General features: G+C 39.0%; 10 protein-coding genes and 1 pseudogene. 10 read left to right on the forward strand and 1 reads right to left on the reverse strand.

Translation table 11 applies throughout. The features are described 5' to 3' along the window. Positions 1-130: 130 nt before the first annotated feature. Together FFM74_RS13190 and FFM74_RS13195 are read left to right on the forward strand one after the other, a co-directional pair. The gene (locus tag FFM74_RS13190; RefSeq protein ID WP_099947820.1) at positions 131-1,066 is read left to right on the forward strand and encodes a replication initiation protein; all 936 of its coding nucleotides are present in this window, start codon (positions 131-133) and stop codon (positions 1,064-1,066) included. Further along, a complete protein-coding gene (locus FFM74_RS13195) occupies positions 1,059-1,535 on the forward strand; it encodes a helix-turn-helix domain-containing protein (RefSeq protein WP_137627094.1) in 477 nt (158 codons plus the stop codon). Before FFM74_RS13190 ends, FFM74_RS13195 begins: the two co-directional genes overlap by 8 nt. A gap of 45 nt (positions 1,536-1,580) precedes the next feature. Here the strand turns inward: FFM74_RS13195 and FFM74_RS13895 are convergent. Beyond that, positions 1,581-1,682: pseudogene (locus FFM74_RS13895) on the reverse strand (IS982 family transposase); the annotation flags it as partial. A 113-nt stretch (positions 1,683-1,795) separates the two neighbouring features. On the opposite strand from FFM74_RS13895, the gene FFM74_RS13785 reads away from it, so the two are divergent. The 8 genes from FFM74_RS13785 (at position 1,796) to FFM74_RS13240 (ending at position 7,044) form a co-directional block, all read left to right on the forward strand. Next, entirely contained in the window at positions 1,796-2,218 is a 423-nt protein-coding gene (locus FFM74_RS13785) for a hypothetical protein (RefSeq protein WP_223877251.1), read from the forward strand. Between the two features lie 93 nt (positions 2,219-2,311). Continuing rightward, the gene (locus FFM74_RS13210; RefSeq protein ID WP_137627095.1) at positions 2,312-3,502 is read left to right on the forward strand and encodes a glycosyltransferase family 2 protein; all 1,191 of its coding nucleotides are present in this window, start codon (positions 2,312-2,314) and stop codon (positions 3,500-3,502) included. Positions 3,503-3,560: 58 nt separating this feature from the next. Continuing rightward, entirely contained in the window at positions 3,561-3,830 is a 270-nt protein-coding gene (locus FFM74_RS13215) for a helix-turn-helix domain-containing protein (protein WP_223877252.1), read from the forward strand. A 196-nt stretch (positions 3,831-4,026) separates the two neighbouring features. After that, positions 4,027-4,449: a YjdF family protein gene (locus FFM74_RS13220; RefSeq protein ID WP_001748271.1), complete on the forward strand. Its 423-nt coding sequence runs from the start codon at positions 4,027-4,029 to the stop codon at positions 4,447-4,449. Positions 4,450-4,608: 159 nt separating this feature from the next. Continuing rightward, positions 4,609-5,493 (forward strand): hypothetical protein, encoded by an 885-nt coding sequence (locus tag FFM74_RS13225; RefSeq protein WP_137627096.1) that lies wholly within the window; start codon positions 4,609-4,611, stop codon positions 5,491-5,493. A gap of 2 nt (positions 5,494-5,495) precedes the next feature. Then, complete coding sequence (locus FFM74_RS13230) at positions 5,496-6,083, forward strand: site-specific integrase (RefSeq protein ID WP_015083017.1); 588 nt, start codon at positions 5,496-5,498, stop codon at positions 6,081-6,083. Positions 6,084-6,095: 12 nt separating this feature from the next. Then, a complete protein-coding gene (locus FFM74_RS13235) occupies positions 6,096-6,455 on the forward strand; it encodes a hypothetical protein (protein WP_137627097.1) in 360 nt (119 codons plus the stop codon). A 376-nt stretch (positions 6,456-6,831) separates the two neighbouring features. Continuing rightward, complete coding sequence (locus tag FFM74_RS13240; RefSeq protein WP_137627098.1) at positions 6,832-7,044, forward strand: hypothetical protein; 213 nt, start codon at positions 6,832-6,834, stop codon at positions 7,042-7,044. Positions 7,045-7,496: the final 452 nt, after the last annotated feature.

The raw sequence follows: 7,496 nt of genomic DNA on the forward strand, positions 1-7,496 counted from the left end.
TTATCGACTACATTTTGTCTGTTTATCGACTACATTTTGTCTGTTTATCGACTACATTTTGTCTGTTTATCGACTACTCTTATTTACTTCTGTATTCAAATAAAGTAGTATTATTCAAGGAGGTTTTTTTATGAGCAATGAATTAGTTAAATATGATCCAGAACTGAATACAATCCCTCTGAGAAGATTTACTCCTGTAGAAATGAATCTTTTCTTTTCGGTTGTTTCTAGAATGCGCGATAAAGGTGATGATACTGTTCGGTTTACTTTTGATCAGTTAAAAGAATTAAGCGCGTATAAGCCGACCGCAAATAATCGATTTATTGATGACATACAAAGTACATATCAAAAAATATTAGGTCTTAGATTTGGCTCTAGAAGTAAAGATGGACTTGATAGAGAAATGTTTGTCATGTTTACTCGATTTGAAATCAAGGGTTCGGCAGAAGTCCCTTATGTTGATATTCAAATTTACCCCAAGGCATTGAAACTTCTAAATAATCTTGAAAGCTGGGTTCGATATGCTTTAGCAGAGTTCAGAGATTTAAAGAGTAGTTATGCAAAAACGATGTTTCGTCTCCTTAAACAATTTCGAACTACTGGTTATGCTTATTTTTCTAAAAGTGATTTTTTTGAATTACTTGATATTCCGCAAAGCTATTGGAATAAACCTGCAAACGTTGAATCCAGAGTTATTCAGCCAATTAAAGAAGAACTAACTCCTCTTTTCAGGGGTCTAGCTATTAGAAAAAAATATGGTAAAGGCCGTGGCAAGCCGGTTATTGGTTACTCATTTACCTGGAAATCAGAAAAAAAGAACGCAGACGACTTCTCACAAGGTCAATTTCAAGATGAACGTCAAAAACTCTTTAACATTCAGCATAATGGTGAATTAACAGAGCAGGAAAAATGGCGTGCCATTGACAAAGTTAAGGGGTTGACTTTAGGCTCCACTGAGAAACAAGCATTGGCTGAGAAACAAGCGGAACACGATAAAAAAATAAGAGATCAAGCAAGAAAAGAAGCACTTGCTGAACTCCGAAAGGGGTTTGGAAATCATGCCTAAAACTATTAGAGAACTTGCTGACGAGTTTGGTGTATCAAAACAAGCCGTTAGGAAAAAACTAGATGCAAACTTTAGAGTGAAATATGTGCAAACCGTTCCTAGGAGCGGAGTACAAACCTTAGTTGTCAGTGACTCGGGATATTTGCTGTTAAAAAAACATTTTGATGGTGGTAACAGTCAGAAACTTGGAGAGAAGAAATTTACTAGTAACACTGGTAACATGAGTATAAATACAATAGAATTGCTCAACCAGCAATTAGCAATTAAAGATACCCAAATTAAAGAAAAAGATGAACAATTGAAATCAATGCAAAAATTATTGGATCAATCACAACAATTGCAATTAATGGCTGAAAGAAAAATTGAAAAATTCAAAGCTATTACTTCTAAACAAAGTAAGCACGACAATCCAAATTTGAATAACGCTAATGATTTAAAACAAAAAAATGCCTGGTGGCATTTTTGGTAAGAATAAAATTTAACCATGTCAGGATGTGAAAATAGTGGATACTTCTTTTACCAGACTGGTATTGCGGCGGTGAGTTAACCGAGATGGGGCGTACTTGTAATAAAGTTTCTTGCAGATTTTCGACAAAGTTCTAAATTCTACTTGCAAACGGTGACTATAACGTTCATACCGATATTACAACTAGACTTAATGATTATTATAATATGCATTAATAAGCATAGAGTTATTACTTAATAGAGATGAGATAGAGAGGGAAAAACATGAACATCAAAAAGATTGTTAAGCTGGCTATCCTTCCAGCATCACTGCTTGCTTTATCACAAACAGGCCTGACAAGCGCTATGGGGGACGCATTGACCACGGCAGCTGTAGCGCAAACTGCCAAAAATGCTGATGTAGCAACCACCGCGGCCACTGCCGCAACGGCTGAAAAGGCAGCAGGGGACGGCGCCCTTGGTGAAGGCTGGGGAGTAATCCCAGGTATCCCAAGCAAGCCAGGAGTTCCAGGCATTCCAGGCGTGCCGGGCAAGCCGAGCATTCCAGGCAAGCCGGGCATCCCAGGCTACGGGTCTCTTGCATCAACTGCAGCTACCGCGTCCACTGCCGCAACGGCTGAAAAGGCAGCAACTGCCGCAACCGCGGCTACGGCAGCGACTGCAGCCAAGGCTTATAAGGTTAAGTAGCCCCCATTACTTCAAAGGGGGTGTTGATTTATCAACCAGACAATTTTTGAAATATCACTTACGGGCGTAATCATTTATCTGCTCTGGGTCTTCTTGCTTCTGGCCGCCGGGCAAAACGGCAAGTCAATTGAGCTTGAGCCCCTGTTAGCCAAGGGCTACCAGTTGATCCTGCTGGTTCCGGCCATGAATGAAGAAGGCATCATCGAGCAGACTATGCGCCTGTTTTTAAGGGAAACAGCGAATTTGCCCAATGTAAAAATGGTCATCATCGATGACGCGTCCAGTGACGACACGGCCTTGCTGGTCAAAAATTTTAGCAAGCAGGCTGGCGGCAGGATTCAGCTACTGCAAAGGCAGCTGCCCCAGGCCCAGACAGGCAAGGGCAATGCTCTTAACTGGGCCTACCAGCAAGTTATTCTGGACAGCAGGGACCGGGATCATTTGATCTGCGGCGTTTTGGACGCGGATGCCTACATGGCGGAAGAAAGCTACCAGAAGGTTATCCAGTATTTTGCCCAGGATGAAAAACTGGACCTGCTCCAGACCAGGGTGGGGATGCTGGAGACCAGAAACTGGCTGCAGATCATGCAGGACATTGAGTTCACGGTCATCAACGACTTGATTCAGAACACCAGAAACCGCTTAGGCAACGCGGCGGCTTCCGGCAATGGCCAGTTTATCCGGGTTTCCTCGGTGACGGCTCAGCGGCCATGGGGCAACGCCTTGCTGGAAGACTTTGAGTTCAGTACCCGCTTTTTAATGGAGGGGAAGAAGACTTTGTATGCCGGGGATGCGGTGGTTTATCAAGAGGCCATCGACAAACCCCGTCCCTTTATTAAGCAGCGGGCCAGATGGACGCAAGGGGGGCTTGACTGCCTATTTGGCTACTGGAGCCGGGTGCTGCGGAGTCCTTTTATCAATTTGCCAGCTAAGGCGGAGATGACTTTTTACATGCTGATACCTTTTGTCACGCTATTTACGGGTACCGCCAGCCTGGCTGTCTTCGTCTTCACCTTGGGCAATTTCGATGACTACTGGCGGCTCTTAGCGGTGATGGTGGGGATTAATTTGCCCTTTAACGCCTACATCATCGTGCAGTACCAGCGGGCCAGCCATACCAGGCAATATGGCTTGCTGGTTTGGACCGTGATAACTTTTGCTATTTACAATTACTTGCTTTACCCGGCGATCGTGATCGCTTTTTGTAAAAAAATTAGCGGGCGGACTAACTGGGTTAAGACGACACATGGAATTAAGAGAAAAATCGGGAGGAAAGTCTCATGAAAAATCGGTAAAAAACAGCATTTTTTAATCGGCAAAAAACGACATTTTCACATCGGCGTTGACAAATGTTTCTCGTCAGGCCATTTCTAAGTGGGAAGTCGGAAGTACTTATCCCGATATTGATCGTTTAGTGCAAATCAGCAATTTATTCGACATTACCTTAGATAGTTTGATCAAGGGCGATGATTCACTAAAAAAAAGCATAGTTATTACCAAAAACGCAAAGGCACAAACTAATGTCTGGGAATTTATGCGCAGTACTGGTTGGATGATGGTAATTGCAATTATTTATTTAGTCACCAAAATGATTATCGCTGTCTTTAGTTAAGAAACCTTTAGGAACTATAATTACCAAATATTCTATTCAGAGTTTTAAGCAAACTACTCTGAGTGGGATATTTGAGTTAAACTAGCAGTAGAAAGTAAAAACACAGTTCGGTTGGTAGTCCGAACATAGCGAAGCTATCAGTAACCTGCCTCCTTGGTTGTCCATCTTTCTTAATTAATTTTAAGGAGGATGTTTGATGTCTACTATCAAGGGATCATTAACAATTGTCTATGAACCACCGTTTTACAAAGCTATTTTCGAAAGACGCTTTAATTCCACTTATGAAGTTAGCCAAATTAACTTAGGTCCTTCAGAACCTAAATTAACTTTGATTTACGATCTGGTTATTCATCATTGGAATAGAATTATCTTTTTCAAACAAACTGTTTGTGCTTCGTCTGTTTCTGAACGAAAAATCAATCCTAAGCGTCTTCAAAGGTTAGCTAGAAAGAGTATTCAGTATGGTGTCGGTACTAAAGCACAACAAACACTCCAAAAACAGTTGGAATGTCAAAAAGTAACTCGACAACATAATAGACGTACTAAGAAGATCTTGGATCAAGAAAAAAGATATAAATTGCACCAGGCCAAGAAAATACAAAAACACAAGGGACATTGAGAAGCTAGTATAGAAAACTATGTGTTGCATTTTAGGGGCTATAATATACTTATCGCCCCTAACAAAACCTATTAAAACAGCCCCCATTATCTACTAGTCAGATAACGGGGGTTGTTTTTTTATAAAATGATATAATACTCCCTAGATAGGAGAAAACGTATGTCTAGACAAAAACGATCGATCAAGGAAAATAATGATAAATTAAAAGTTCAATTAGAACTCCTCCGTAGTTATACGGAATACTTTGACTCAGGTATGATTCATATGGCTTTGCCAATGGCTACACAGGTTCGTGTATTAATACATCAAACAGATAAGTCCAATTCACTATTACATCAGCTAGATTTGGACAATAAACTTAAACTTTGGCACTCACCTAACAGCAGTTTTTCTCCACATAATTTACTAACTACTTGGGATTTGTTGAAAATGTCGATTGGAAGTGAGGGGGCCTCTTATCTTCCGTTAGGAAGTAAAGAGGTATTTAACAGAAGTCGAGATGATTCTAACAATATCAGGCCAGAAATATTTTTACCCCTAGAATTATGGTGGAATCAGATTGTCTTCTCACAACGGTCTGATTATGTTTCGCGAAAAGATATTGTACAGTTCATAGCCAATAAAGATGGTGGAGCTCATGTAGATGAAGAAACATGGCCTATTGACAATTATAAAGAATCTCAACTATTGGGATTTTATAATCAAAACGGAGATTCCCCTGATGGAAACCCTTTATACGCTGCTATGCGTCAAATTGCAGAAGAAATATTGGTATCATTTGAAGTATTTGAATCTAGTCCTATACGAGTAATTCCTAGTTTTAAACAAGAAGTTGAATTTTTTGATCTCTCAAAGCATGAATCTAATAAGCATTTATATTTTAATTTTTTGAGAGATCGCAGTTATAAGTCGAATGATCAAAGTAGCTTTCAAATTAAAGATTTTTCATTTAAATATTATGACTACGATAAAAATAATTGGTCATTCATTGACAAAAGTGAACCAATTATAGGCAAGGAATGTTCTATTATTGAGGTTAAATAGATATGCAACAAATCGTACTCCCAATCAAAGACTCTAACGTCTTAAAAATGGTACAAGACACCTTATTAGATAGTTTTCGGGCGGGTCGCCGTAACTACACTATCTTTCAAGTCGGCAAGGCCACCTTGCTGCGGGTGAGTGATGTGATGACGTTAAAGAAATCCGATGTCTATAATCCAGATGGATCTGTTAAACACACGGCCTTTATTCATGATAAAAAGACCGGTAAAGCGAATACATTGTATTTGAAGCCCGTTCAACAAGATTTGCTGAAATATCATGATTGGCTGGTCCAAGAAAACATCAATTCGGTTTGGTTATTTCCTTCAACGGCCCATTCAGACCGTCATATCACTGAGAAACAATTTTATAAGGTGATGGCACGAGTTGGTGATCTATTAGGCATTAATTATCTAGGGACCCATACGATGCGCAAAACCGGTGCTTATCGCGTCTACACGCAATCAAATTATAATATTGGCTTAGTCATGAATCTGCTCAATCATTCCAGTGAGGCGATGACTTTAGCTTATTTAGGCTTAGACCAGGCTAGTACCGAAACGATGCTAGATCAAATTGATTTTGGCTAGGAGGCTGGTTTTATGGATTTAGATTTTGAAACCAACAAGTATGATCTTTTTGATGATTGGCATCAAAACAAGACTAAACAAGACTTTACACAAAAGTTGCAACAACAAGCTCAAATTGAAAAAACACACCTGCCAAAATTATTGTCGCGTGAAGACTTAAAAATTCGTTGGCAGATGAACTCTCGTCAAAGTGTTCATCAAGTTGCTAGTAAGTCTGATTTTCCGCAACCCGTTTTTGCTTTTAATCATGGCAAGACGCCACTTTACTTAGCAACTGAAATTCAAATTTTTGAAATTAATCACCCTTGGGTAATAACTCCCGGTGCTCGTCTTGCTTATAGTCATTGGATCCTTCGTAATGTGATTGATTAATCTTGAGATTTGGCTCTAGGATTTTTATCGTTGGCGCTAGCCTTCTAATACAAATAATCCCCATCAAAATGGGGATTAAATCTACCATTGACAAGTGTCAAGGGTGTAAGTGCGCATTGACCTCGTTTCACTCGGTCTGCTGATAACCATGAAATCAGTTTTTGCCGTTGTTGAATTGACTGTATTTTTAATTCAATTTATGTTTGCAACTAACTAAGATTGTTATGTTTTAAATATTTAAAAAGTGTTGCAGATTACGCTGTTTTAAGCCAAAATTTTTTAATTGCTTTGTGCAGATAATCTTTATAAGCTTGGTAACAAATTTTGAATAACGGTGCTGTAAGATCTGTGAATTTAAACTGAAAGCATTATTTTGATGTTAGGAGTCATTAAGATTGACGAAAAGAAAGTATTAAAACCAAGTGATGAAATGCTTGCTGATCCTTGGCAAGTTGATATTCAAGAATTGTTTGAAGCTTCTTTCAATGAACCTGACGAGATTAAAAAGAATTTGTATGATTCCCTGTATACTTATGTTTTGCAAAAAAGACAAGAAGATATTATTAATCGCCCTGGCTTCGTTATTTAGCCCTCTAAAAGCCTGCTGAGGGCTTTTTATTTTTGCTTTGGTATAAATATATATAAACAGTCTCAAAATCGCTAGAAACGAGAAATAAGGCCCTTAAAAACGAATATAGCAGTTAGATTCTTGTTAAGATTCAAAAAAACTAACTATTTGCTGTCAATGGTGGCGGACAATCAATGCGTGGGAGCATAGTGACTTGAATTTAATGTGAACCGATTTTTGAGTCGCTCCTTTGTGTTTTTTATTTGAGGTTTGGCTCTGGTACAGTAGTACCTCTTTTAAACCTCTTTTATAAACCTCTTTTAAACCTCTTTTAGACCCCTATTTAGTCTTACTCTCCTAAGGGTTACAGGACTTTATCGACTACATTTTGTCTGTTTATCGACTACATTTTGTCTGTTTATCGACTACATTTTGTCTGTTTATCGACTACATTTTGTCTGTTTATCGACTAC

Origin of the sequence: Lactiplantibacillus pingfangensis (assembly GCF_005404945.1) — a bacterium.
GTDB classification, from domain to species: domain Bacteria; phylum Bacillota; class Bacilli; order Lactobacillales; family Lactobacillaceae; genus Lactiplantibacillus; species Lactiplantibacillus pingfangensis.